The following is a 23,686-nucleotide window of genomic DNA, read 5'->3' on the forward strand; positions in this document are numbered from 1 at the left end:
TCAGACGCCGGCGATGACATCGCGGAGGATCCGGTAGTCCGTCAGTACGGGATAGCGGGGAAGGGGCTCCGCAGAGACAACCATGGCCAGGGGAATCTTCAGGGCCGACGATTCGCGGTAGTGGACGTGCAGCTCCTTCCAGGGGATCCGTCCATCCTTGTGGAGGGTCCGGATGTCCGCCAGGAAATCGTGGCGCTTCCAGTTCTCCACGAGGACGAACCAGCGGGTTGCCGCCCCGAACAGGTTCGCCAGGGCATTCCGGTGGTTCTGCCGGATGTGCATGATCACCGCCTGGGTGAAGGCCGCCTCGACCCGGGGCAGCTCGAGGCTTCCGGGTTCCGCCGTCAGGTCCCGGGGCTCGACCCAGGCCGGGAGATCCGGGTGCCGCCTCCGGAGGAGGGCCACCTGGCCGTCGGACACGTCGACGCCATGCAGGCGGAATTTCGGATTCAGTACGTGGAGGTTGTGCAGGTGGTCTCCGCCCCCGCACCCCCCCTCCAGGATCGAATCGGGAGACAGCTGGAGGAGCGTCTCGTACGTGATGTGGTAGTTCGGATGGAGGGGCTTGATGTCCCGCTGGAGATTCAGGCGCTCGCCGTCGAAGGCGTAATCCCCTTCCCGGAGGATCAGGGTGTGATCCCGGGCGATGTCGTCCAGGCCCTCCCTGTAGATCTCCGAGTAAAACTGCCAGTCGTAGTCGTCGGGGGCCTTCCTGCCCGTCCGGAGCATCTTGAAGAATTTGCGGATGTGATACAGCCGGTCGGCCGTTGTGCCCATGATCAATCCCCTACCAGATCTTTTCGAAGTCTGCCGGTTCCCAGCGGTGATTCCGCTCCTGGAACGTGCTGGTGCGCGTGTCCGCACGGAAGTGGTCCACCAGCGTCCGGTTGAACAGGCGATAGAGCCAGGCGATGGGCGTCAGGAAAAGGAAGAAGATCAGCGTCAGGAGGATCCTGGAGTTGATGCGGCCGATCCACTGGGCGAATGCGAGCCAGCCCTTTGCGATCGCCGTTGTCAGACGGTTCTCGAAGGTGTTCGCCACGGCCAGGAAGACTGCCGCCCACAGGAGCCAGCGGCTGCCGAAGATCAGAAAGGCAATCAGGAGCGCCAGCGTGAGAACGTGGATCGTCTGGAATATGCCCAGTTTGTCCAGCGGTTTCGGTTCCATGTCCCTTCCGTTTTAGAACAGGGTGTAAATAAACGGAGCCACGGCGGAGCCGCTCGTCAGGATCAGGATGCCCATGAGGAGCAGGAGCACGATCATGGGCAGAAGCCACCATTTTTTCCGTTCCCGGAGGAACATCCACAGGTCTTTCAGAATTTCCATGTTTTCTCCGCGGCCCCGGCCGGGGCCTGAAATCTGTCTATGCTTTGTTCCGGATCGCCTCGAGAATCACCCGGGCGACGACGGCATGGCCCTCGCGCTTCAGGTGGTCGTCCAGAATGTAAAAATGACGGTCTTCCAGGTGTTCCGTCATGTCCATCACGGTCATCCGCCGGATCTCCTCCGGCCACGATCCCGTCCGGAGCTTCTGCCGGAGGAGAGCCGTGAAGGTGTTCGACTGGTGCCGGCCGTTCATTTCGAAAGTGATGATCCGGACCCCCGCCAGCTCGACGCCTCCGTGCAGCAGGGCATGGAGGAAAAGATCCGCCTCGTCCGCCTCCGGTGGCGGCGCGGAAGTCCTCTTTCGCAGGCGTCCCCCCCATTCGTCAACCCTTTTTTGGGCCTTGAGCCGCAGGTACTTCCCGAAGAAATAGGGGTTCGGGCGGCTGTGAAAGGCCGCGAGGCGCCGGAAGGTCTCCTCTCCCATGACCTTGAGCCGGTTGCCGTTCCGGAAAAAGCGCAGATTCTCGTCGTAATCGTCCTGGCAGTACTGGATGACGAGGATCTTCAGTCGCTCCCGGGGGACCTTGCGAAGGATCATCATCTCCCGGACGGTCCCGTAGGAGGGAATGGCCGTGTTGAGGACCCGCAGGCCCGTCTCCCGCTCCAGGATCCGTGAGAACATGTCCTCCCGGTCGACCCCCCAGCCGACGGCGAAGGAGTCGCCCACCACCACGATCTCCGGCGCCTCCAGGGATGCCTCGTCGTCGCGGACGCCCAGCGAGTTGATCTCGTAGCGGTTGCTGAACTCACGGCCGGAATACGTGAATACTCCGGGCTTCAGGGTGTAGCCCAGATCGGGGTCGTGGCGGCCGCAGTCCGGCAGGAACTGCATGACCCGCCGCTCGCCCCCCTGCACGTACAGGTGTCCGACGCTGTTGATGATTCCCTGGGGACATTTCTCCAGGAGGTCGGGACGGCAGGCCAGGAAGCGATAGGCTGCCTCGATGAAAACGAGGACGAAGATCACCGCGGCAGCGGCATAGAGAAAGGGGATCATGGAAGGCGACACCCCCGCTCAGTCCAGGACGAGGTCCTGGCGCCAGTTTCGCTCTTCCAGCCAGGGAGGCTGATTCTCCTTGCGGAAGACGAAGCGGTTCACCACCAGGACGTCCATGTCGGTCCGCATGAAGCAGCGGTAGGCGTCCTCGGGTGTGCAGACGATGGGCTCCCCCCGGACGTTGAAGCTCGTGTTGACGATGACGCTGTATCCCGTCTGCTCCTTGAAGGCCGCCAGAAGCTTCCAATATAAGGGGTTCGTCTCCCGGTGGACCGTCTGGAGGCGGGCCGTGTAGTCCAGGTGCGTGATGGCGGGAACGTCGGAGCGGACGGTGTACAGCTTGTCCTTGATCGGCATCCGGTGGTAGCCCTCGGGGTGAGGGTTCCGCCGGGACTCGACCACGTCGGCGATGAGGAGCATGTACGGAGAGGGCCGGTCGGTATCGAAATATTCCTGCAGGTCCTCCATGAGGACCGAGGGTGCGAAGGGACGGAAGCTCTCTCTGAACTTGATCTTCAGGTTGAGCCGGAGCTGCATGTCCTTGTTGCGGGCGTCGCCCAGGATGCTCCGGTTTCCCAGCGCCCGGGGTCCCCATTCCATCCGGCCCTGGAACCAGCCCACGGCTTTTCCCGAGGCCAGGTCGCCCGCCACTTCCGTCGCGAGGGAGTCGTCGTCTTCGTGCAGGGTGAAGGCGGCGCCGTATCTCTTCGCGACGGCCCGGACGGAGTCGTCGCCGTAGGCGGGCCCCAGGTAGGCCCCCTGCATGGCGTCGCCGTTTCCTTCCAGGACCCGGTCCTTCCCGTAATAGATGTGGTAGGCCGCGCAGGCTGCCCCCAGGGCGCCCCCGGCGTCGCCGGCGGCCGACTGGATCCAGAGGTCGTCAAAAACGCCCTGCCGGAGGAGCTTGCCGTTGGCCACGCAGTTGAGGGCCACGCCGCCGGAGAGGCAGAGGGTCCGGGCGCCCGTCAGTACCTTCGCCGTCTTCGCCATCTTGAGAACAGTCTCCTCGGTAACCTGCTGGATCGCCAGGGCCAGGTCCCCGTGGACCTGTTCGATCTCCGACTCGGGGAGCCGCCGGGGGACGCCGAAGAGGTCGAGCCACCGGTCGTCCTTCACCATGCTGAGCCCCGTCGCGTAGTCGAAATATTCCTGGTTCAACCAGATGGAGCCGTCTTCCTTCAGGTGGACCAGCCGCTCCAGGATCAGGTCCCGGAACCGCCGGACCTGCTCCGACGTTGGGTCGCCGTAGGGGGCGAGACCCATGAGCTTGTATTCCCCCGAGTTGACCCGGAAGCCAAGATAGTAGGTGAAGGCCGAATAGAGAAGTCCCACGGAATGGGGAAACGCCATTTCCTTGAGAACGGTGATCTCCCGGTCCTTTCCGTGGCATATGGAGGCGGTGGCCCACTCGCCGACGCCGTCGACGGTCAGGATCGCCGACTCCCGGAAGGGAGAGGGGTAAAACGCGCTGGCGGCATGGGACAGGTGGTGGTCCGTGAAGAGCAGTTTCGGGGTTTTGCCTTTTCCATCGCCCAGCTTTGCCATCTCCTCGCGGATAAGGCGCTTGAGGAAGACCTTCTCCTTGATCCAGACGGGGATGGCCGAGAGGAAGGACTTCAGGCCACGGGGGGCGAAGACGTAGTAGGTTTCCAGGAGTCGCTCGAACTTGAGGAGCGGCTTGTCGTAGAAGACGACCGCCTCCAGGTCCTCGAGGCCGATGGCCGCCTCCTCCAGGCAGTAGCGGGCGGCGTGCGCGGGAAAGCCCGGATCGTGCTTCTTTCGCGTGAAGCGCTCCTCCTGGGCGGCGGCGACGATCCGGCCGTCTTTTACGATGGCCGCCGCGGAATCGTGATAAAAGGCCGACAGACCCAAAAGGTACAAGCGATGCTTTCCTTCCGTCCCGGGCGGCGCTTTCGTTGCGCCGGGGGACCTTCCGTGATAGAAAACGGGAGCCCGTGCCGGGGTCCCGGTTAAAAAACGAGAGAGGGGAAACGCGGTTGCTCTTCAATTCCTACGCATTCATCCTGTGTTTCCTACCCCTTACCCTGATCGTCCTGGCAACCCTTAACAGAAAAGGGTGGGCCTCACAAGCCAAAACCGGGCTTGTCCTGGCGTCCCTCGTCTTCTACGGATTCTGGGACTTACGGGCCCTGCCGGTCCTCCTTTTCTCCGTTCTCTTCAATCACTGGGCGGCCGTTCGGATCGGTGCCGCCGTCCCGGGCGGTTTCCCGCGCCGGCGGTTTCTCGTCCTCGGCGTGGCGGTGAATCTTCTTCTTTTGGGCTCCTTCAAGTACACGGATTTCTTCCTGGCCAACGCCGGCACCCTGGCGGGGACCCGCCTTGCTCCCCTGGGCCTCGCGGCTCCCCTGGGCATCAGCTTCTACACATTCATGCAGGTTGCCTACCTGGTCGATGTCTCCCGGGATACCAGCCGTCCCGGATCCCTGGCGGACGACGCCCTCTTCGGGAGCTTCTTCCCCTATATCGCCTCGGGTCCCATCGTCCGGCATGATGCCCTGACCTCCCAGTTCGGCGGCTCCCCGGGGCTGCACGTCACGGCGGAGAACCTGGCCCGGGGTCTTTTTCTCTTCTCCCTGGGGCTCTTCAAGAAGACCGCCCTGGCGGATAACCTCGCGATCACCGCGACGGGGGGATTCGACTCGGCGGCGACGCTGAACTTCATGGAGGCCTGGCTCACCAGCCTGTCCTATACCTTCCAGCTCTATTTCGACTTCAGCGGCTACACGGACATGGCCCTCGGGGCGGCCCTGATGCTGGGGATCGCCCTCCCGGCGAACTTCCTGTCCCCCTACAAGGCCGTGAGCCTCCGGGATTTCTGGCGCCGGTGGCACATCACCCTGTCGACGTTCCTCCGTGACTATCTCTACATCCCCCTCGGAGGCAACCGGAAGGGGGAGGCCCGGACTTACGGGAATCTCCTGGTGACCTTCCTGCTGTGTGGGCTCTGGCACGGGGCCGCCTGGACCTTCGTCTTCTGGGGTTTCCTCCACGGGGCGGGGATGCTCGTCCAGAGGCTGTGGGACAAGACGGGGATCCGCATGTCCCGGGCCCTGGCCTGGTTCGTCACCTTCAACTTCGTCAATATCGCCTGGGTTTTCTTCCGGGCCCGGGAGTGGGGGGACGCCCTGAAGGTCCTCAAGGGAATGTGCGGCCTGAACGGATTCGTCCTCTCGAAGAATCTTGCAGAGGTTCCGGTGGTCCGCGAACTGGCGGGGCTGGGCGTCCAGTTCGGGCAGTGGCACGAGCACCTGCCCAAGGCGCCGACGCACCTGTACCTCCTGTGCCTGGCCGCGATTCCGCTGGTCCTGCTGACAAGGAACTCCAACGAGCTGGCGGACCGCTTCACGCCGAACTGGAAAACGGCAACCGCCTTTGCCTTCTTCGTGGCCTGGGGTCTTCTTTCCCTGAACCGGGCGAGCGTGTTCCTCTACTTCAACTTCTAAGTCCTCCTTCTGAATTCATTGGAACGCATGCCGGTTCTGAAATGGAAGCAGGCCGGAACTCCCGCGCCTGCCTGCCCGGCGATACGTGAAGTCGCCAGAATGCAACGTGATCAAGGGTTTGATGACCCTTCCCACCCCGCCGGCACCTAATCCTGCTTACGCAATAAAACCGTAATTTCAAGGCATTGCATTCCTTCCGCGCATCGTTTATCCCGCCTCCTATCATGCGGGGACCGGTTTCATTACGTCCGGTCCGCGCCTGAGCAAATTCCCCCACAGCCATTCCATTTTCCTGGATCTTATCGAGGCCTTTGAGGCCTGTCCCACAACATTTCCGAGAGGAGAGGATCGCCGGGATGAAGAAAGCCGTTGTGAATCGCTGCCTGTTGCTTGTTGTGTGTCTGTTCGCATGGTTGTTCTTTCTTTCCACCGCCTGGGGAGCCTGCCGCGGTGGCGAGCGGATCGGTTACGAGACGCAGCAGATGCAGGTGGGCGCGACACAGATGCTCACGGTCACCGGCGCCGGGCCGGACGGCTCGTACCGCTGGCGGGTCGCCTCGGGCGGCGGGACCCTCTCGGCGACGACAGGGGCATCCGTTGTGTACACGGCCCCCTCCTCGAACCCGGACTGTGTGAACAATCCCGTCATCACTCTCTCGGCGGACGGCGCCTCCTGCGACACCCTGCAGATCGCCGTGCACGGGTCCGGCACCAACGACTGGTATTACCCTGTCTCGAAGGTGGGAGCCGTGGAGGTCTGCCAGGAGCATGCGGACCATACGGCCCTGTGCAGGGCCTGGATCGGATGCGACGGAAACCCCAGCGAGAACTGCCGGCCCTTTGGACCGAACTGTGGGATGACGTCTATATTTTGCAACTCCCATGGCTGGTTCCTGACCCGTCCCTGCAACTCCGAATCGGCACCCTACAATGTACCTCCAGGGACCTACTGCTCCGGCTCCATGGGACCGACCTACAAGGACATCCGGACCCCGATGATGAAGGCCAACGGCTGCTGCCCCGCGGCGCTCCTTCCGGCGGAGCCTCCGCCCCCGGCCTGTGACGTGTCGGTGACATCCTTCGGCGGGACCTCGACCGCCGTCGACGTCCAGAACGGCGGGCGGGTGATCTTTTCCGGGACGATTGCCTCATCGGATCCCGTCTCCTGGACGGTGACCGTGGCGGGGAAGAAGATCGGGGAGGGGACTGGCTTCACCGTGTCGGTCCCCTGGGACGGCCGGCTGGACGGACAGGTCGCGGAGATCGGCAAGACCCATCCGGTGAAGCTCGTGGCGGTGACCACCGAAGGCCGGTGCAGCGCCGAGGGGGAGACGGCCGCCACCGTCACCGCCTCGGAAAAAGACTGCAAGCTCCAGGTCAACATCGGCTCCTCGGCGCATGTCGCCTCAGGGGGACTCTCCGATTCCCTGACCCTCTTCCGGCTCCCGGGCTCCCGGATGATGCCGGACTTCACGCTCTCCTACAACGGCGAAGACGGACGCAGGGGCGTCCTCGGTACCGGCTGGACTCACGACTACATGGAGACCCTCACGGCCGTTCCGGAGGAGGACCGGTACGTCTGGCGGGACGGCCAGGGAGGCCGGCTGGTGCTGTACCGGAACGGTGAAGTCCACACCCCGGAGCATGCCTCCTATCCCGCCCTGACGAAGAACGCCGACGGGACGTACGACCTCTTCTCCCGGGACCTGACCCACCGCCTCTTCAACGCCTCGGGGAAGCTCACGGCCATCCTGGACCGGAACGGAAACACCGTCACCCTCACGTACGATCCGGGCAACAACCTGACCGCCGTCACCGACCCGGCGGGCCGGAAGATTGCCTTCGAGTATGATGCCGCCGGCCTCCTCGGCGCTGTCATCGACCCCAACGGCAACACCCACTCCTTTACCTACACCGGGAAGACCGTGGCGGGGGCCGTCCTGGGGCAGGTCGCCTCGCACACCCCCGCGGGACTGCAGGCATGGAGATTTACGTACGACGACAACCTCCTGATCCTTTCGAAGACGGACCCCCGGGGGTACGAGACCTGCTATGCCTACGATGAAAATCATCGCCTGATCCAGTCGACGGATCCGGAGAGCAGGACCCGGGTGATCCGGTACGATCCCGAGTCGGCCACCTCCACCCTGACGGAGAAGGATGGGGGGACCTGGACTTACCGGTATGAACCCATTCTCGGCGTTCTCCTGGAGAGGACAGATCCCCTGGGCTACACGACCCGCTACGGCTACGACGGCAACCGGAACCTGGTCAAACAGACGGAGCCCGACGGGAGCGAGACCGCCTACACCTACGACGGCTACGGCAACGTCGCCTCGGTCACGGACCCCTTGGGAAAGACGACAACCTTCACCTACAGCGACCTCAGTCAGATCACGACCGTCACCGATCCCCTGGGGAACACGGTCCGCTACGGCTATGACGCCCGGGGGAACCTCCTCACCGTCACCGATGCGTCCGGTGCCGCCACCCGTTACACCTATGACGACCGGGGCAACGTCACCGCCATCACCGACGCCCTGGGGCGGACGCTCACGCTGCGCTATGACGCTTCGGGCAACCTCGTTTCCGTCACGGACCCGGAGAGGAACACGGCGATCCTGGGCTACGACGGCCTGGGAAACCGGATCCGGATGAAGGATGCCCTGGGGAACGCCACCGCGTTTGACTTTGACAGCCTGAACCGGCTCATCCGGATCACCGATCCCCTGGGGCACGTCACCCGCCTCACCCGTGATGCCGGCGGCAACCCCCTGTCGGTCACCGACCCCAACGGCCACGCCACGGGCTACACATACAATTACCGAGACCGGGTGATCGGGATCACCGACGCCCTGGGGCAGCATACGACCCTCATCTACGGCGGGTCGTCCTGCCCCTCCTGCGGCGGCGGGGCGGACAGACTGACGGCGGTGATGGACGCGAAGGGGCAGACCACGACCTTCGAATACGACCTGGCGGGGAGACGGACGAAGGAGACGGATCCCCTGGGGCACGTCGCTTCCTATGCTTACGACGCCCGGGGAAACCTCGCCGCCCTGACACGGCCCGACGGGCGGACCATTACCTACCGGTACGACTGGAACGGGAGGCTGACCGAAAAGGTCTTCTCCGACGGATCGACCGCCGCCTTTCAGTACGACGACGCAGGGAACCTGGTCTATGCGGGGAATCAGAACATCGCCTACCGCTTCACCTGGGATGCGAACCGCCGGATCACCGAGGTTGTCGATTCCGATGGCCGGCTGATCCGCTACTCCTACGATGCCCTGGGGAACCGGACGGAGATGGTCACGCCGGAGGGGAAGGCCGTCTCCTACAGCTACGACCTCGACGGACGCGTTACCGGGATCGGGACGGCGGAGGAGACAGGCAGCGATGCGGGAAGCGGCAGCGGGAACGATGCAGACCACGGAGCTTACCGCTTCACCTACGATGCGGCGGGAAGGAGAACCCTGCTGGCCCGGCCGAGTGGGACAGCTACAACCTACAGCTACGACGCCGGCGGCCGCCTGGTGAAGATCCTCCACCGGGACAAGGACGGCAAGACCCTCGACACCGTCGGCTACGCCCATGACAACGCCGGCAACCGGACCACCCGGGAGGAGAAGGACAAGACCGTCACCTACGGCTATGACGCCGTGGACCGCCTGATGGAGGCCGTGCCGAAGCCGAAATCGAAGAAGGGTATCCTGGGAAGGCTTCTCGATGAGATCGCCAAGAAGCAGAAGGAATCCTATGACTACGATTCCGTGGGGAACCGGGTCCGGGGTCCCGGGAAGAATGAGCGCCAGGCCCATGACGCGGGGAACCGGCTCCTGGAGGACAGGGATCACCGCTACGAGTACGATGCCAACGGCAACCTGATGAAGAAGACCGGAACGGGCGCTCTCGGGGCCGTCACCACCTACCGCTACGACGACGAGAACAACCTGATCGGGGTGCAGATTGCCCTGGGACCCCTCACGACGAAGATCCGATATGCCTACGATCCTTTCGGCAGGCGCATCTCAAAGACCGTCCTGGGGGAGATCGAGATCGGAGACAAGGAATTCAATATCCCCGCGCCCCGGACGATCCGCTATGTCTACGACAACGAAGACGTGATCCTGGAATACCTGAAACACGGGGACAAGGAAGCGCGCATCGCCTCCTACCTCCACGGCCCCGGGATCGACGAGCCTCTGGCGGTGGAGAGGAGAGGACCCCCGCTCTTCGGGGACGGCGGGTTTGAGACCTATGACTACATCGCCGATGGACTGGGCTCCGTCACCGGCCTGGCGGATCAGAAAGGGCGCCTGGTCCAGCGGTACGAGTACGATTCCTTCGGGAACCCGAAGCCGAACCTCTCCCTTGTCTCCCAGCCCTATGCCTTTACCGGCCGTGAGTACGACGCAGATACAGGCCTTTACTATTACCGCGCCCGGTACTACGATCCAAAGGCCGGGCGGTTCATCACCAGGGATCCCATTGGGCTTGCGGGAGGAATCAATCGATACGCTTATGTTGAAAATAATCCGACCAACATGTGGGATCCTTTCGGTCTGTTCAGTGCGGGAGGACCGGGCGCACGCTATCTCGGACATGCCGATTTTTCCGGGAGCGACAGATTTAACTATAATCTTGAAGATACAACCTTCGAAACATCTCCATTCAGGGCGCCAGAACGCCATTTTCGAGACTTATCAATATCGGAACGTGACGTCTCCGCAGCCATAGCGGTCTGTAATAAGGAGTCCTTTGAGAGGTCGATGCATCGAGGTCAAGATTATTTCTCCCATTACGCGAAAGGCTATCGGTGGGCGCCCTTCCGCATTCTGAAAAATCTTGGTTTTGGACATATTTTCGACTTTAATGCGCCTGATGAAGATGTTCGCGCGTGGCAGCTGGCGCAGCAATGGACAAATAAGGGTTGGCTAAAGCAATGGAACATCAATTGTAACTGTAAAAAAAGATGAAAGAAAACTAATGAATACACATAAATATCTGATCATTCTCGGAGCAGTTGTCGCACCGTTGATAATTGTCTTTTCCATGGTCGTAAACAGTCTGGCTGCAGACCTTCAATATACCGTCACAGACAGACCCGATGGCGGATATACAATAAAGATTGAATGTAAAAAGAGAATTTGGAGGCCTATCACGGCAGAAGGGTTCTTCCCGGTGCATAGAAGCTCTTATGTAATAGAATTCAAGGGGAAAGGTGTGGATTGGACTTTTCGGAACGCAGAGGGCTATTACTATTCCTTTCAGGAAATTGTCAGTAAAGACCGATCCTGGGATCTCGGCTATGCTTGGGTTGATCTCGATCGAAAGTATCTTTACCTGAGCTTGTTTTGGGCGATACATCCCGATGATGTTAAACCTCACTATGTCAATGGCCGCTATCGGCTGGATGGGAAAAAAGACTGAGAGGAGTTACGATGAATACTTGGAAATGTGCCTTGTGAAACTATTAAAAATGCGATTTCCCTCTGGATGTCTTCATTCCGGAACCTGGGTCTTTCTACGTCATGGATCGAGGATACTTGGACTTTCATCGTCTCTATCTTCTCTCCCAGTCCATGGCCTTCTTTGTCATCCGCGCAAAGAAGAATCTTGTCGCCCGAAGGCTGTATTCCCATGCCGTCGATTAATCGAATGGTTTAATCTGTGACCAATCCATTGAATCTATTCGACTATTAATGGGACACTACTGATATCGCATATTTTATCGCTACTATTTTGTATCTTTTTTAGCGAGATGATTTACACGTATGCGTATGTGATGTTGGCTAATGGCGTTGACCTGATTACCGGCATTGCATATCCGAAGGCTGGGCGGTTCATTGCTAAGGCTCCGTGCGACACGATGGGTGTCAGAGCTACACATCTGACAAGCATCCCAGCTTTGGTAGACAGGGGACGTTACCTCAACTGTCGAACAAGGAGACCATGGCGAGGCGGTTAAGGATCGAATATCCGGACAAGGGATCACCGCTACGAAATTGATCTCGTTCAAATCTATCCCCTTTTTCACTTTTCTGTGGTAAGCCTCGCCTGACCGGCGTCATCCTTGAACAGCACGGCGCCGGAACCTTCTACCAAGACAGGATTCATATGGGATTGTTTGACCGCAAAAACGGATTTTTCGACAAGCTGAAGTCTGGGCTGGAAAAGACGAAGAAGCTCCTTCTCACCGACGTGGACGACCTGATCCTGGGGGCGAAGGTCATCGACCAGAAGCTCTACGACGACATCGAGGAGGCCCTCATCATGGCCGACGTGGGGCCCACCTTCGCCCACGAGTTGATCGAGCGGATGCAGGAACAGGTGAAGCGAAAGCAGCTGACCCAGCCGGAGCTCCTCAAGAAGGTCCTCCGGGAGTCCATGGAGGAGATCCTTGTGTCCGGGGCTTCGCCCCCGGTTTCCGTACCCGCCGGCAGTCCTCTCGTCATCATGGTCATCGGCGTCAACGGCACCGGGAAAACGACCACCATCGGCAAACTGGCCCGGTTCTACAAGGGTGAGGGGAAAGAAGTACTCCTGGTGGCGGCGGACACCTTCCGGGCGGCCGCCATCGAGCAGCTCGAGGTCTGGGCGAGCCGGACAGGATCGCCCCTGGTGAAACAGCAGGCCGGGGCCGACCCGTCGGCGGTGGTCTTCGATGCCATGAAAGCGGCATCTTCTGTCAGGCAGCCGATTGTGATCATCGACACGGCCGGCCGGCTCCACACAAAGGTCAACCTGATGGAGGAGCTCAAGAAGATGAAGCGGATCATGGACCGCGAGCTGTCCGGGGCGCCCCATGAGACCTACCTCGTCCTGGATGCCACGACGGGGCAGAACGCTGTCTCGCAGGCCAAGCTCTTTCACGACGAGATCGGCGTCAGCGGGATCGTCCTGACGAAGCTCGACGGGACTGCCAAGGGCGGGGTCGTGATCCGCATCGCCCGGGAGTTGAAGATTCCCATCCGGTACATCGGTGTCGGCGAGGGGCTGGACGACCTGAGGCCCTTTGACGCGGCGGAGTTCGTGGAGGCGCTGTTCGACTGAGATCCCGGCCCGGGTGCAGCCGGCTTCGGGGCGCAGAGGAGGGGACGGTGGAGCGCATCTTTGCCGTTGGAGACGTCCACGGCTGCCGTGCCCTGCTGGAGAAACTCCTGGGGCGCCTCGATCTGCGTCCCGAGACGGACACCGTCGTCTTCATCGGGGATTACATCGACCGGGGGCCGGATTCCCGGGGCGTCATCGATACCGTCCTGGAACTCCGGCGTCGGATTCCGAGGGTGATCTGCCTGCTCGGGAACCACGAACGGATGTTCCTGGACTACCTGGAAGATCCCGCCACGGCGATGATGTTCCTGGGAAACGGAGGCGTCGCCACGCTGCGCTCTTACGGGCTCTGGAGGGGGGAGCGGCCGGCGATCGATGACCTCCCGGAGGAGCATCGGCTTTTTTTCGAATCGCTCTCCCTCTGGCATGAAACGGAGCATCATCTCTTCGTTCACGCGGGCCTCCGGCCGGGTGTTCCCCTGGCGGAGCAGGATCCCTGGGATCTCGTCTGGATCCGCCGGGAGTTCATCCATTCCTCCGCGTCCTTCGGAAAGATCGTCGTCTTCGGGCACACCCCCTTCCCGGAGCCCTTCGTGGACGGGACGAAAATCGGCATCGACACGGGCGCGGTCTACGGCGGTCCATTGACCTGCGTGGAGCTGCCGGTGATGCGGTTTCACACGGCGCAAGGAGGCACCGGTTGAGCAATCCGCTGATTCTCGAGTGCATCCCCAACTTCAGCGAAGGACGGGACCGACAGACCATGGAGTCCGTGGCGGCAGCCCTGGACGCGTATCAGGGGGTGAAGCGCCTGGACCTGTGCCTGGATCGGGACCACCACCGGAGCGTCCTCACTTTCCTGGGGGAGCCGGAGGCGGTGGTGAAGGGGGCTCTCGCCGTCTGCAGGCGAGCCCTGGAGCGGATCGACATGCGGGACCACCGTGGTGGCCACCCCCGGATCGGGGCGGTGGACGTGATTCCCTTCGTGCCCCTGGGTGGGGCCGGGATGGACGTCGCCGTGGAGGCGGCCCGCCGGTTCGGTGCGGCCTTCGGGGAGGAGTGCGGCGTTCCCGTTTTCTTTTACGGCGAGGCGGCCCTCCGGCCCGAACGGCGTCAACTGCCGCAGCTCCGGCGGGGCGGCTACGAGGGGCTGCGGGAGCGGATGAAAAACCCTGCCTGGTGGCCCGACGCGGGACCGGTTTCCTTCAATGAACGTTCCGGGGCCTCAGCGGTGGGCGCCCGCATGCCGCTCGTGGCCTTCAACGTGAACCTGGACTCGGGAGATGTGGAGCTGGCCCGGCGCATCGCCGGCAGGATTCGGGAGTCCGGGGGCGGCCTGCCCGCGCTGCGGGCCATCGGGGTCTTCCTGGAGAGCCGAGGAATCGCCCAGGTCTCCATGAACCTGACGGACTGGCGGGTGACCCCCGTCCGTGCCGCCTTCGAGGCGGTGGAAGCGGCGGCGTCCTCGCACGGCGTCGGGATCCTGGAATCGGAACTGATCGGACTGGCGCCCCGGGGGGCCTTCACCGGCGTTTCCCCCGAGGCGATCAAACTGCGGAATTTCAGCGAGAAACACTTCCTCGAATCGCATTTGCCTGGGTCTTGAGCCAGTCAACCCAGGCGTCGAGGCCCGTACCGGTACGGCAGGAAACCTCAAGGATCGGCGCCTTGGCGTTCAGCCGCCCGACCCGCTCCCGGAACGCCGGAACATCGAAATCCGACCCTTCCAGATAGTCCGTCTTGTTCAGGATCACCACGTCGCAGACACTGAACATCAGGGGGTATTTCAGGGGTTTGTCGTCGCCCTCGGGGACGCTCAGGATCATGGCGTTCTTCGTGGCCCCGGTGTCCACCTCGGCGGGGCAGACGAGGTTCCCCACGTTCTCGATGACGATCAGGTCCAGATTCGCCAGATCCAGTTCATTCAGCGCAAGGCGGATCATGGAGGCGTCGAGGTGGCAGAAGCCCCCCGTCCGGAGCTGAACGGCCGGGATTCCCTCCCGGGAGACTGTTTCCGCGTCAACGATGGAGTCGATGTCCCCCTCGATGACGGCGATCCGGAACCTCTCCCGAAGCCGGCGGAGGGTCTGGACGATCAGGCTCGTCTTGCCCGATCCCGGAGAGGACATCAGGTTCAGGAGGAACACCCCTCGCCGCTTCAGATCCGTCCGGATCTCCTCCGCCAGGGCCGTGTTGTCCGCCAGGATCTCTTCCTTGATTTCGATCAGCCGGATCTCGGCCATCAGATCACCTCCATGTTTTCGATGAAGTATTCCCGGCCGGAGATCAACATGGGCCGGTCCGCGCCGCACTCGGGGCAGCGGATCTCCGCTTCCTTCCGGACGTCGGCAGTGAATTCGGCGCTGCAGCCGGAGCAGCGGAAGCGCACCGGGATTTTCTGAATCTTCAGCACGGCGCCCTCCGCGAGGGTCCCCTTGCTGACGTAGTCGAAGTACCGCTGCATCCAGTCTTCCATCAGGTCGCTCAGTTCCCCCACTTTCAGGTGAATGGCCACGATCTTCCGGACGCGGTTTCTCTCGGCATGGCCGAGGACGATCTTCAGGACGCTTTCCATGACGGGGAGTTCGTGCATGACGGCCTCGATGGTTTACGTTGATGCGGTACGGTGGTTTATCCGGGAAGCTCCGTCCGTGCAGCTTCCTGAGCATTCGCCTTCCCGGGTCTCATCCGGTATCAGAAAGGACAGGGGAAGGGAAGGGTGAAAATCGGAGATGCAGGCCTTACGGGAGATTGACACGCGATCAATGAAAAATCTTATCTTGCTTGACATGGAATATAATATTCATTAATGTTTCATCGTCAACAAATGGAGGAGCCTTTCCCATGACCAGAGAAGAAATCGCATCCCGCCTGAAAACAGCCCGTGAAGCGGCAGGCCTGTCACTAAGCGAAGCCGCCAAACGACTGGGCTTTCCTAGCTACCAGACGTTGAGCAACATCGAAAGCGGACAGCGGGAAGTCAAAGTATCCGAACTGGCCCGCTTTGCCCGAACGTATTTCTGCAATCTCGGAGATTTCCTCTCGGGCGAGACAACAGCGAAGGATTGCGCCGTCCTGTGGCGAAACCCGCCAGCGACAAGCGACAAGAAAAGGGAGGCGGAGCGGGAGATCCTGCACCTCTGCGAGCAGTACCACATGCTGGAGCGATTGCTGCGCGTACGGTCCGAAAAAGGATTCGTGGAGGTGACGCGCGAGTCGGTTCGGAACAATGCCTCGATCGGCCGTCTGGCCAAAGAAATCCGAGGCATGATGGGCCTCGGCAAGAGACCGGCCTGTTCGCTCCATAAAGTCCTGGAACAGGAATACGGAGTCAAAATCATCTATTATCCACTTGCCTGCGGTTCCGCTGCATCCATGGTGCATCCGGACATGGGAAAAGCTGTTGTCATCAATGCGAACGAAGCCCCCTGGCGCCGGAATTATGACCTCGCCCATGAACTCTTTCACCTGATCTTGTGGAAGGCTTTCTCACCGGAGGAAATGAACGACACCCTCTTTTTTGACGACGTGGAGAAAAAGGCGGACAAGTTCGCTTCCATGCTGCTCCTTCCGGAAGACGAGATCCGTCGGGTGATTGAGCAGATCATCGAAAACAACAAACAACTTAAGTATTCCGACATCGTCGACGTGGCCGTTGAATTCGGGGTGTCGGCAAAGGCGCTCCTTTACCGCCTCGCTTTCATCAATCTCATCAAATGGGAAACGGCCGATTCCATCGCCAAGGATGAAGAACTGGCAGAGGTGAGCCGGGAAAAGCGCTCACAGGATGTAAAGCCGATTCAATCCGAACGCTTCACCAATCTAGCCATCCGCTGCCTGCGCAAGGGACTGATTTCAAGGGGAAAGTTCGCTGAACTGCTGAGCATCGACCGCAGCGACATCGATGATTTCATAGAAGATTCGGGTTTGATGGAGTCGGAGGGGAAAACGATTGAAATGATGGCTACTTGATGCCGACATTCTCATTGATTTCCTGTCGCTCGACATTCTCGACAAACTGGTTAAGATTCATGAGATCCATGCGGCATCATCAGTCATCGAGGAGGTCCAGTACTTCAAGCGGGATGGCCAAAAGTACTCCGTTTCGTTACGTAAAAAGTACGTCAATACCGGTCTTATCAAGGAATTAAGCGCATCAACGGGTGATGCGGCCGTTCTCTTGAGCAAACTTTCCCAACCCAACCCCTTTAATATCCACCCCGGAGAAATTGAATCTCTGGCAATACTGATCAGGGAAAGTAGCCTCACTTTCTGCACTTGTGATGCCGCCGCGATAAGGACGCTGCCTCTCTTGGATCTTGCGGAACGTGGGATATCTGCCGAGGAGTTGCTCAGAAAGTCAGGGTTGTTGAAGCCAGGACTGAAAGAGAGGCATACAGAAACTTACTTTATGAACAATATTGTGATTGGGAGTGAACAAAATATATACAACTACTGATGTCCGAATCGATCCGGAGTTGACATATGAAGGGGTGCCGCCGGAGAATGTCCTCTTCCTCCCCTTCGGGAAAAACGGCGTTCGAGGCTACGTATCGTTTCATTCCGGTTTCTCTGTTAAAGGATGAGGATCCGGAGCGCAGTTGGGTTGTTGAGAAATGTTTAGCAAGGAGGACGGACCATGCCTGACGAGTATGCACGCATCGCAATTGTGACCGGGGCGACATCCGGAATCGGTGAAGCCACGGCCAGAAAGTTCGTCACAGCCGGCTTCGGCGTGGTCGGCAACGGACGCAACAGGAAAAAGCTCGCAAGTCTGGAAAAAGAACTGGGTCCCGCGTTCCGTAGTGTCGCCGGGGACGCGGCGGACGACGTTGTGCTGGAGCGGCTTTTTGCCTCAGCCGCCGGGCATTTCGGCAGGCCCGCGGACATCGTCGTCGCCAATGCGGGAAGGGGGCTGAGCGGCTCGGTCAAGGACGCGGATTTGTCCCAATTCGAAGACGTCTTCAAGATCAACGTGACCGGCGCCCTCCGGTTGTTGCAGAAAGCCGCGCGGAAGATGGTGGCGGGGCAGGAGGGCGTCTTTCCAAAGGCAGCGCTTGATATTGTTGTCGTCGGGTCCGTGGTGGGGCGGCACATATCGCCCTTTGGAGCGGTGTACGGAGCGACCAAATTTGCCGTCCATGCCTTGGCCGAGGGGCTCCGGCGTGAATTGGGACCGAAAGGGATTCGCGTATCCCTGGTCGAGCCGGGCGTGGTACTCAGCGGCTTTCAGGCTGTGGCGCGACACAGTGCGGAAACCGTGAATTTTTTCAAGGATACATTCGGTCCGCTCCTGACGGGAAGCGATCTGGCGGAGGCGATCCACTTCGTTGTTACGCAGCCGCCTCATGTCCACGTCAGCAACATCACGGTTCGGCCCACACGGCAGGATTACCCCTGACGGAGAGCAGGGGGCGCTGCGGCCTGAGGTTCGGGATCGCGGCGCCTTCCCGCAACGGAAAAGGGAGGAGGAGACGATGGCCAGAGTCGAGCTGAACACCCGCGCGCCGGATTTCACGTTGCCCGACCTCAACGGGAAAAGCATTACGCTCTCGGATTATCGAAACCGGAAGAACGTCCTGGTGGTCTTCAACCGCGGATTCATCTGACCGTTCTGCCGCCGGCACATGGCGCAGTTGCGTCAGGATTATCTGCGCTTCGTGGATTTGGACACGGAAATCGTTGTCGTCGGGCCGGAGGATGCCGGGTCTTTCCGGAAGTACTGGGAGAAGGAAAACCTGCCGTTTGTCGGGCTGCCCGATCCCGGTCACACCGTTCTGAAGCTGTACGGCCAGGAGGTGAAGATTTTCAAACTGGGCCGGATGCCCGCGCAGATGCTGATCGGCAGATCCGGCATGCTTCGGTACGTGCATTACGGTCATTCGATGGCCGATATTCCTCCCAATGAAGAGATCCTCGATCTGATCAGCCGTCAGAATCCGGATGCGCGCTGATATCCCAGGGGCGGCATTCCGGTGTCCGCCCGTGAGAGCGTTTTGCAGCGCCGAGGTCCGGGTGTTCAGGGCTTCGCCAGGCCGCCGTCAGGCGGCTTTTTTACGGCTGTCTCGCCGGGTCGCAACGCTTGATTTTTTCGGGGATTCATGACATGGAAGTCCGCAACTTTCTACCCGAAAAAGGAAATTCGCCGATGCCGACCGATCGTGTCCGCGCCTCCGTTGCCGCCCTTCTCCAGGGGGACCTTCCCCTGGCGGAACGACCCTTCGCGGAGGTGGCAAAGGCCGCCGGGACGACGGAGGAGGCGGTCCTGGAGGAACTCCGGGAAATGAAGGCGGAGGGGATCGTCCGGAAGTTCGGGGCGGTTCTGCGACATCAGCGGGCCGGATACACCCGGAACTCCATGGTCGCCTGGGAGGTGCCGGAGGCGCGGTGCGACGAGGCGGGCAGGATCTTCGCGTCTCGCCGGGAAGTGACCCACTGCTACCGCCGGGAGCCGATGTTTCTCGGCCGGTACAGCGTTTTTACCATGGTTCACTTCCGGGAAGGCGAAGGCGCCGGATTCCTGGAAGAGCTCGCCGACCGGGCGGGGGCATCCGGCTACCTGGTTCTCACAAGCGTGGAAGAACTGAAAAAAACCAGCATGGAGTATTTCTGACATGGCGTGGACATCGGAAGACTGGTTCAACCTGGCCTGCGAGCTGATCCCCGGGGGGGTCAACAGTCCCGTCCGGGCCTACCGGCCCGTCGGCGGAATGCCGTTTTTCGTGGAGCAGGCAGCGGGTTCCCGGATCCGGGACGTGGAGGGGAAGGAATACGTCGATTACGTCGGTTCCTGGGGACCCATGATCCTGGGACACGCCCATCCGGCCGTCGTTGCCGCCATCGCCGAGGCCGCCGCCCGGGGCACGAGCTATGGAGCCCCGACGCCCGGGGAGGTGGAGATGGCCATGCTCCTCGTGGAGACCTTCCCGTCCATCGAGAAGGTCCGCCTGGTCTCCTCCGGGACGGAGGCCGTCATGAGCGCCGTCCGTCTGGCCCGGGGATTCACCGGCCGGGAGAAGATCCTGAAGTTCGAGGGCTGTTACCACGGCCACGCCGATTCGCTCCTGGTCAAGGCCGGTTCGGGTGTTGCCACCTTCGGGATACCCGGAAGTCCGGGAGTTCCGAAAGAGCTGGCGGCGCTGACAGTTACCGTGCCCTTCAACGCCCCGGCGGCGCTGGAGGCGGCCCTGACCGCCCATGGCGATGAGCTGGCCTGCGTGATCGTGGAGCCCGTTCCGGGAAACATGGGGGTCGTCCTTCCTAAGCCGGGATTCCTGGAGACGCTGCGGGAAGCCACGCGGGAGCGGGCGATTCTCCTCATTTTCGACGAGGTGATCAGCGGGTTCCGTGTCGCCTGGGGCGGCTGGCAGACCGTCACCGACATTGCGCCGGACCTGACCTGCCTCGGCAAGATCATCGGCGGCGGCCTTCCCGTGGGAGCCTTCGGGGGCCGAGCCGATATCATGGACCATCTGGCCCCCGCGGGGCCGGTTTACCAGGCGGGCACGCTGTCGGGGAATCCCCTGGCCATGGCGGCGGGTCTGGCGACGCTCCGGATTCTGAAGGAGAACGAAGAGCATTACGAGTCGCTGGACCGGAAGACCTTCAGCCTCTGCTTCGACCTGCAGGCCCTCTTCGAGGAAAAGGGGATCTCCGTGACCGTCAATCGCTCGGGTTCCCTGTTCACCGTCTTTTTCACCCCGGGTCCCGTGACGGATTTCGCGACGGCCGCAAAGAGCGACACGGAGGCGTATGCCCGCTGGTTCCGGGGGATGCTGGAACGGGGGATCAGCCTGCCGCCGTCCCAGTTCGAGGCCTGTTTTGTTTCCTTCGCCCATACGGACGAGGACTTCGAGAGAACCTTGACCGCCTGCCGGGAGACACTGGCGGCGTGGTGAGATAACGGATTCGGAAAATGCAAGACCAGACGCCCATGATCCTTCCTCCAGCCGGTTCCCGGCCCCTGGAGGAGTACGAGACCGCCTTTGCCCGCCGGGAGGACCCGTTTCTCGTTCATTACACCCTGGCTGGGGGCGGGATCGGGAAGTGGGCCTGGACGCGAGGGCAGTTCCGGGACCTCGCCGTCGGGGCTGCCGCCGCCCTGGCCCGGCTCGGGGCGATCCGGGGATCGCGGGTGCTTCATCTCTTTGCGGCCAACAGCCCCCGCGATCTGGCCTTTCGCCTGGCCGCCGTCCTGGCGGGTACCGTCCCGGTGACGGTCAACTGGCAGGCCGACGACCTGGAACGGATCGCCTACAAGGCCCGGGTGACGGAGGCGCGCATCGTCGTTCATGAGGGGCAGGGGCCGGAGCGCCTGGCCGCCCTCTCCTCCCTTCTGCCGGACGCGGTCTTTCTCGATGCGGCGGATTTCGGCCATGAGGATGGAGCTCCCGTATCGGCAGGGCCTGCCTGGGAGGACGAGCGGATCATCATCTTTACGTCCGGGACAACGGGCCTTCCTAAAGGAGTGCGGCTGTCACACCGGAGCTATTGGACAAACCGCCTCACCTTCGAGGACTATTTCAGCCTGGGCGCGGAAGACCCGCTGGACCTCGTTCTCGTGAATCCCCTCCATCACGCCAATTCCTCCGCCATGTCCGACTGGGGACTCCGGAGGCCCGGCGCGGTCATTCACCTGGTCTCACGATACGGTACGGCCTTCTGGAGGATTCTCACCAAGGCCGCAGAGGGTCGGCGGGGACGCCTGGTGACGGCCCTGGTGGCCAGGCACATCGATTTCCTGGAGGACATGGACCGGGAAGGGACGCTTCCCTTGGAGAAGGATCGCCTGGAGAGGGCGCTACGCAATACGGAAATCCTCATCGGCTCCGCCCCCGTGGGGCCGACGACGGTCCGGCGCATCCTGCACTGGTGCGGCCGCCCGCCCCGGGTTCGCTTCGGCTCCACCGAGACGTGCCTCCAGGTGGCGGCGATTCCGGGGACGTTGGCTCCGGAAGCCGTTGTCAACGCCTTCGAGCGGGGCTGGAAACACGAGCACCGGGGCGAGCGGGCCGAGGGATACTACATCGGCCGGGACCATTCCCCGTTTACGGAAATGGACGTCGTCCGGGTGGTCGATCCGGACCGGGAGGGTTACCTGGTTCCCTGTGCAGCCGGTGAACCCGGATACCTGGTTACCCGTGGCGGAAACCTGATGTCGGGATACGTCGGCGACGAGGAGGCGACCCGGGAGGTCTTCCGGGAGGGCTGGTACACGGGTCTCCGGGACATCGGGTTCCGGCTGGAAGGCAGCGACGGCGGACGGGATCTTTACTGGATGGCCCGGGACTCGGCCCTCCTGATCCGCGGCGGGGCCAATTATGCCTATGACCAGGTGGCGGCGGAGCTCTCGGCGGTTCTGACGGACCGGTTCGGCCTGCCCGCCGATTCGTTCCGGCTGGCCGTGGTGGGACTCCGCCTCCAGAGCGAGCATGAGGACAGCTGTTGCGTCACCATCGAGCTGAAGCCCGAGGCCGAGGGACGACGGGACGAACTGGCCCGGTCCTTCCGGGAGGTCGCGAAGAAATCCGTTTCCAAGGGGAGCCGGCCGGACTTCGTCCGCTTTGCCCCCGTTCCCCTCAACTTCAAGGGGGCGATCCTGGTGCCGGAACTGAAGAAGGCCTTCTCGGAAGCCTGGAAGGCCGGAGAGGTGGCATGAAGAAGATCCTTGTGACCGGCGCCGCCGGGTTCATCGGATATCACGTGGCGTCCAGGCTCCTGGAGCGGGGAGACCTTGTCCTGGGCCTCGACAATCTGAACGACTATTACGACGTCTCCCTGAAAGAGGCCCGCCTGGCTCTGTTGGAACCGCATCCCCGGTTCTCCTTCCGCCGCCTGGATATTGCCGATCGGGCCGCCATGGAGGATCTCTTCCGAATCGAGCGGCCGGAGGTCGTGATCCACCTAGCCGCCCAGGCGGGGGTTCGCTACTCGCTTGTGAATCCGCATGCCTATATCACGGCAAACATCGCCGGATTTCTGAACGTGCTGGAGGGGTGCCGCCACCATGGGGTGGAGCATCTCGTCTTTGCCTCCTCCAGCTCCGTCTACGGCGCCAACACCGCGATGCCGTTTTCGGTCCACCAGAACGTGGACCACCCGGTGAGCCTCTATGCAGCCACGAAGAAGGCCAACGAAGGCATGGCCCACTCCTATGCCACGCTTTTCAAAGTCCCCTGTACGGGCCTCCGTTTCTTCACCGTCTATGGTCCCTGGGGGCGGCCCGACATGTCTTTGTTTCTTTTCACCCGGGCCATCCTGGCGGGCGAACCGATCGACGTGTTCAACCACGGGCGGATGAAGCGGGATTTTACCTTCATCGATGATATCGTCGAGGGGGTGATCCGCGTGGCCGACCGCATCCCCGCCCCCAACCCGAAGTGGACGGGGAAGGCTCCCGACCCGGCGTCCAGCTTCGCCCCCTGGCGCCTGTACAACATCGGGAACAACAACCCCGTGGAGCTGCTTCACTTCATCGAGGTGATCGAGAAGGCCCTGGGCCGGGAGGCCCGGAAGAACTTCCTGCCTATGCAGCCGGGGGACGTGTCCGAAACCTACGCCGACGTGGACGACCTCATGGCCGACGTCGGCTTCCGGCCCGCGACGTCCATTGAGACGGGAGTCGCCCGCTTCATTGACTGGTATCGCGGATACTATGGCGGAGAGCCGGGAAGTTAGGGACATGGGAGGATCATAGCGGGAAATGGGATGCGCACCCCTCATTTCTCTGTGCCGACCATGGATAGCCTTTTGTATGTATACGGTTTGCTTATAAAAGTAAGA

General features: G+C 61.6%; 21 protein-coding genes. 14 read left to right on the forward strand and 7 right to left on the reverse strand.

Annotated elements, in window-relative coordinates:
* The 5 genes from HPY65_03240 to HPY65_03260 are packed head-to-tail and all read right to left on the reverse strand — an operon-like array spanning position 1 to position 4,265.
* Positions 1-777, reverse strand: a complete 777-nt coding sequence (locus tag HPY65_03240) for a class I SAM-dependent methyltransferase (protein NPU83479.1) — start codon at positions 775-777, stop codon at positions 1-3.
* A 10-nt stretch (positions 778-787) separates the two neighbouring features.
* Complete coding sequence (locus tag HPY65_03245; GenBank protein ID NPU83480.1) at positions 788-1,168, reverse strand: hypothetical protein; 381 nt, start codon at positions 1,166-1,168, stop codon at positions 788-790.
* 12 nt (positions 1,169-1,180) lie between these two features.
* Positions 1,181-1,327: a hypothetical protein gene (locus HPY65_03250; protein ID NPU83481.1), complete on the reverse strand. Its 147-nt coding sequence runs from the start codon at positions 1,325-1,327 to the stop codon at positions 1,181-1,183.
* A gap of 37 nt (positions 1,328-1,364) precedes the next feature.
* Positions 1,365-2,384 carry a hypothetical protein gene (locus tag HPY65_03255; protein NPU83482.1) on the reverse strand — a complete coding sequence of 340 codons (1,020 nt, stop codon included), beginning with the start codon at positions 2,382-2,384 and terminating at the stop codon, positions 1,365-1,367.
* An 18-nt stretch (positions 2,385-2,402) separates the two neighbouring features.
* The gene (locus HPY65_03260) at positions 2,403-4,265 is read right to left on the reverse strand and encodes a carbamoyltransferase (GenBank protein ID NPU83483.1); all 1,863 of its coding nucleotides are present in this window, start codon (positions 4,263-4,265) and stop codon (positions 2,403-2,405) included.
* Positions 4,266-4,381: 116 nt separating this feature from the next.
* On the opposite strand from HPY65_03260, the gene HPY65_03265 reads away from it, so the two are divergent.
* The 6 genes from HPY65_03265 (at position 4,382) to ftcD (ending at position 14,510) form a co-directional block, all read left to right on the forward strand.
* Positions 4,382-5,848: an MBOAT family protein gene (locus tag HPY65_03265; protein NPU83484.1), complete on the forward strand. Its 1,467-nt coding sequence runs from the start codon at positions 4,382-4,384 to the stop codon at positions 5,846-5,848.
* Between the two features lie 356 nt (positions 5,849-6,204).
* Positions 6,205-10,827, forward strand: a complete 4,623-nt coding sequence (locus HPY65_03270; GenBank protein ID NPU83485.1) for an RHS repeat protein — start codon at positions 6,205-6,207, stop codon at positions 10,825-10,827.
* A gap of 10 nt (positions 10,828-10,837) precedes the next feature.
* The gene (locus HPY65_03275) at positions 10,838-11,281 is read left to right on the forward strand and encodes a hypothetical protein (protein ID NPU83486.1); all 444 of its coding nucleotides are present in this window, start codon (positions 10,838-10,840) and stop codon (positions 11,279-11,281) included.
* Positions 11,282-11,968: 687 nt separating this feature from the next.
* Positions 11,969-12,904, forward strand: a complete 936-nt coding sequence (gene ftsY, locus HPY65_03280; protein NPU83487.1) for a signal recognition particle-docking protein FtsY — start codon at positions 11,969-11,971, stop codon at positions 12,902-12,904.
* Positions 12,905-12,951: 47 nt separating this feature from the next.
* Positions 12,952-13,608 carry a serine/threonine protein phosphatase gene (locus tag HPY65_03285; protein NPU83488.1) on the forward strand — a complete coding sequence of 219 codons (657 nt, stop codon included), beginning with the start codon at positions 12,952-12,954 and terminating at the stop codon, positions 13,606-13,608.
* Positions 13,605-14,510 (forward strand): glutamate formimidoyltransferase, encoded by a 906-nt coding sequence (gene ftcD, locus HPY65_03290; protein NPU83489.1) that lies wholly within the window; start codon positions 13,605-13,607, stop codon positions 14,508-14,510. The genes HPY65_03285 and ftcD overlap by 4 nt, the downstream gene beginning before the upstream one ends.
* Here ftcD and hypB read toward each other — a convergent pair.
* Positions 14,467-15,147: a hydrogenase nickel incorporation protein HypB gene (gene hypB / locus HPY65_03295; GenBank protein NPU83490.1), complete on the reverse strand. Its 681-nt coding sequence runs from the start codon at positions 15,145-15,147 to the stop codon at positions 14,467-14,469. The two genes, ftcD and hypB, sit on opposite strands and share 44 nt — an antisense overlap.
* Positions 15,147-15,497 (reverse strand): hydrogenase maturation nickel metallochaperone HypA, encoded by a 351-nt coding sequence (gene hypA / locus HPY65_03300; GenBank protein NPU83491.1) that lies wholly within the window; start codon positions 15,495-15,497, stop codon positions 15,147-15,149. The genes hypB and hypA overlap by 1 nt, the downstream gene beginning before the upstream one ends.
* A 251-nt stretch (positions 15,498-15,748) precedes the next feature.
* Here hypA and HPY65_03305 point away from each other — a divergent pair, with 251 nt between their 5' ends.
* From HPY65_03305 to HPY65_03340, 8 genes are all read left to right on the forward strand, one after another.
* On the forward strand, positions 15,749-16,876 hold the full coding sequence (locus HPY65_03305; protein NPU83492.1) for an ImmA/IrrE family metallo-endopeptidase: 1,128 nt from the start codon (positions 15,749-15,751) through the stop codon (positions 16,874-16,876).
* 667 nt (positions 16,877-17,543) lie between these two features.
* On the forward strand, positions 17,544-18,305 hold the full coding sequence (locus tag HPY65_03310; GenBank protein ID NPU83493.1) for an SDR family oxidoreductase: 762 nt from the start codon (positions 17,544-17,546) through the stop codon (positions 18,303-18,305).
* A gap of 76 nt (positions 18,306-18,381) precedes the next feature.
* Positions 18,382-18,513 carry a redoxin domain-containing protein gene (locus HPY65_03315; GenBank protein ID NPU83494.1) on the forward strand — a complete coding sequence of 44 codons (132 nt, stop codon included), beginning with the start codon at positions 18,382-18,384 and terminating at the stop codon, positions 18,511-18,513.
* An 18-nt stretch (positions 18,514-18,531) separates the two neighbouring features.
* On the forward strand, positions 18,532-18,858 hold the full coding sequence (locus HPY65_03320) for a redoxin domain-containing protein (protein NPU83495.1): 327 nt from the start codon (positions 18,532-18,534) through the stop codon (positions 18,856-18,858).
* A gap of 194 nt (positions 18,859-19,052) precedes the next feature.
* Positions 19,053-19,517 carry an Lrp/AsnC family transcriptional regulator gene (locus HPY65_03325; GenBank protein NPU83496.1) on the forward strand — a complete coding sequence of 155 codons (465 nt, stop codon included), beginning with the start codon at positions 19,053-19,055 and terminating at the stop codon, positions 19,515-19,517.
* Between the two features lies 1 nt (position 19,518).
* Positions 19,519-20,802 (forward strand): glutamate-1-semialdehyde 2,1-aminomutase, encoded by a 1,284-nt coding sequence (gene hemL / locus HPY65_03330; GenBank protein NPU83497.1) that lies wholly within the window; start codon positions 19,519-19,521, stop codon positions 20,800-20,802.
* Positions 20,803-20,819: 17 nt separating this feature from the next.
* The gene (locus HPY65_03335) at positions 20,820-22,562 is read left to right on the forward strand and encodes an acyl--CoA ligase (protein ID NPU83498.1); all 1,743 of its coding nucleotides are present in this window, start codon (positions 20,820-20,822) and stop codon (positions 22,560-22,562) included.
* The gene (locus HPY65_03340) at positions 22,559-23,581 is read left to right on the forward strand and encodes an NAD-dependent epimerase (GenBank protein ID NPU83499.1); all 1,023 of its coding nucleotides are present in this window, start codon (positions 22,559-22,561) and stop codon (positions 23,579-23,581) included. Before HPY65_03335 ends, HPY65_03340 begins: the two co-directional genes overlap by 4 nt.
* The last annotated feature ends 105 nt before the right edge of the window (positions 23,582-23,686 follow it).

The organism is Syntrophaceae bacterium, assembly GCA_013177825.1.
GTDB lineage: Bacteria > Desulfobacterota > Syntrophia > Syntrophales > PHBD01 > PHBD01.

Excerpts from the sequence above, each read along its gene's own strand:
- HPY65_03240 (NPU83479.1), bottom strand. The coding sequence starts at position 777 with ATGGGCACAACGGCCGACCGGCTGTATCACATCCGCAAATTCTTCAAG.
- HPY65_03245 (NPU83480.1), bottom strand. The coding sequence starts at position 1,168 with ATGGAACCGAAACCGCTGGACAAACTGGGCATATTCCAGACGATCCAC.
- HPY65_03250 (NPU83481.1), bottom strand. The coding sequence starts at position 1,327 with ATGGAAATTCTGAAAGACCTGTGGATGTTCCTCCGGGAACGGAAAAAA.
- HPY65_03255 (NPU83482.1), bottom strand. The coding sequence starts at position 2,384 with ATGATCCCCTTTCTCTATGCCGCTGCCGCGGTGATCTTCGTCCTCGTT.
- HPY65_03270 (NPU83485.1), top strand. The coding sequence starts at position 6,205 with ATGAAGAAAGCCGTTGTGAATCGCTGCCTGTTGCTTGTTGTGTGTCTG.
- HPY65_03275 (NPU83486.1), top strand. The coding sequence starts at position 10,838 with ATGAATACACATAAATATCTGATCATTCTCGGAGCAGTTGTCGCACCG.
- ftsY (NPU83487.1), top strand. The coding sequence starts at position 11,969 with ATGGGATTGTTTGACCGCAAAAACGGATTTTTCGACAAGCTGAAGTCT.
- hypB (NPU83490.1), bottom strand. The coding sequence starts at position 15,147 with ATGGCCGAGATCCGGCTGATCGAAATCAAGGAAGAGATCCTGGCGGAC.
- hypA (NPU83491.1), bottom strand. The coding sequence starts at position 15,497 with ATGCACGAACTCCCCGTCATGGAAAGCGTCCTGAAGATCGTCCTCGGC.
- HPY65_03305 (NPU83492.1), top strand. The coding sequence starts at position 15,749 with ATGACCAGAGAAGAAATCGCATCCCGCCTGAAAACAGCCCGTGAAGCG.
- HPY65_03310 (NPU83493.1), top strand. The coding sequence starts at position 17,544 with ATGCCTGACGAGTATGCACGCATCGCAATTGTGACCGGGGCGACATCC.
- HPY65_03315 (NPU83494.1), top strand. The coding sequence starts at position 18,382 with ATGGCCAGAGTCGAGCTGAACACCCGCGCGCCGGATTTCACGTTGCCC.
- HPY65_03320 (NPU83495.1), top strand. The coding sequence starts at position 18,532 with ATGGCGCAGTTGCGTCAGGATTATCTGCGCTTCGTGGATTTGGACACG.
- HPY65_03325 (NPU83496.1), top strand. The coding sequence starts at position 19,053 with ATGCCGACCGATCGTGTCCGCGCCTCCGTTGCCGCCCTTCTCCAGGGG.
- hemL (NPU83497.1), top strand. The coding sequence starts at position 19,519 with ATGGCGTGGACATCGGAAGACTGGTTCAACCTGGCCTGCGAGCTGATC.
- HPY65_03335 (NPU83498.1), top strand. The coding sequence starts at position 20,820 with ATGCAAGACCAGACGCCCATGATCCTTCCTCCAGCCGGTTCCCGGCCC.
- HPY65_03340 (NPU83499.1), top strand. The coding sequence starts at position 22,559 with ATGAAGAAGATCCTTGTGACCGGCGCCGCCGGGTTCATCGGATATCAC.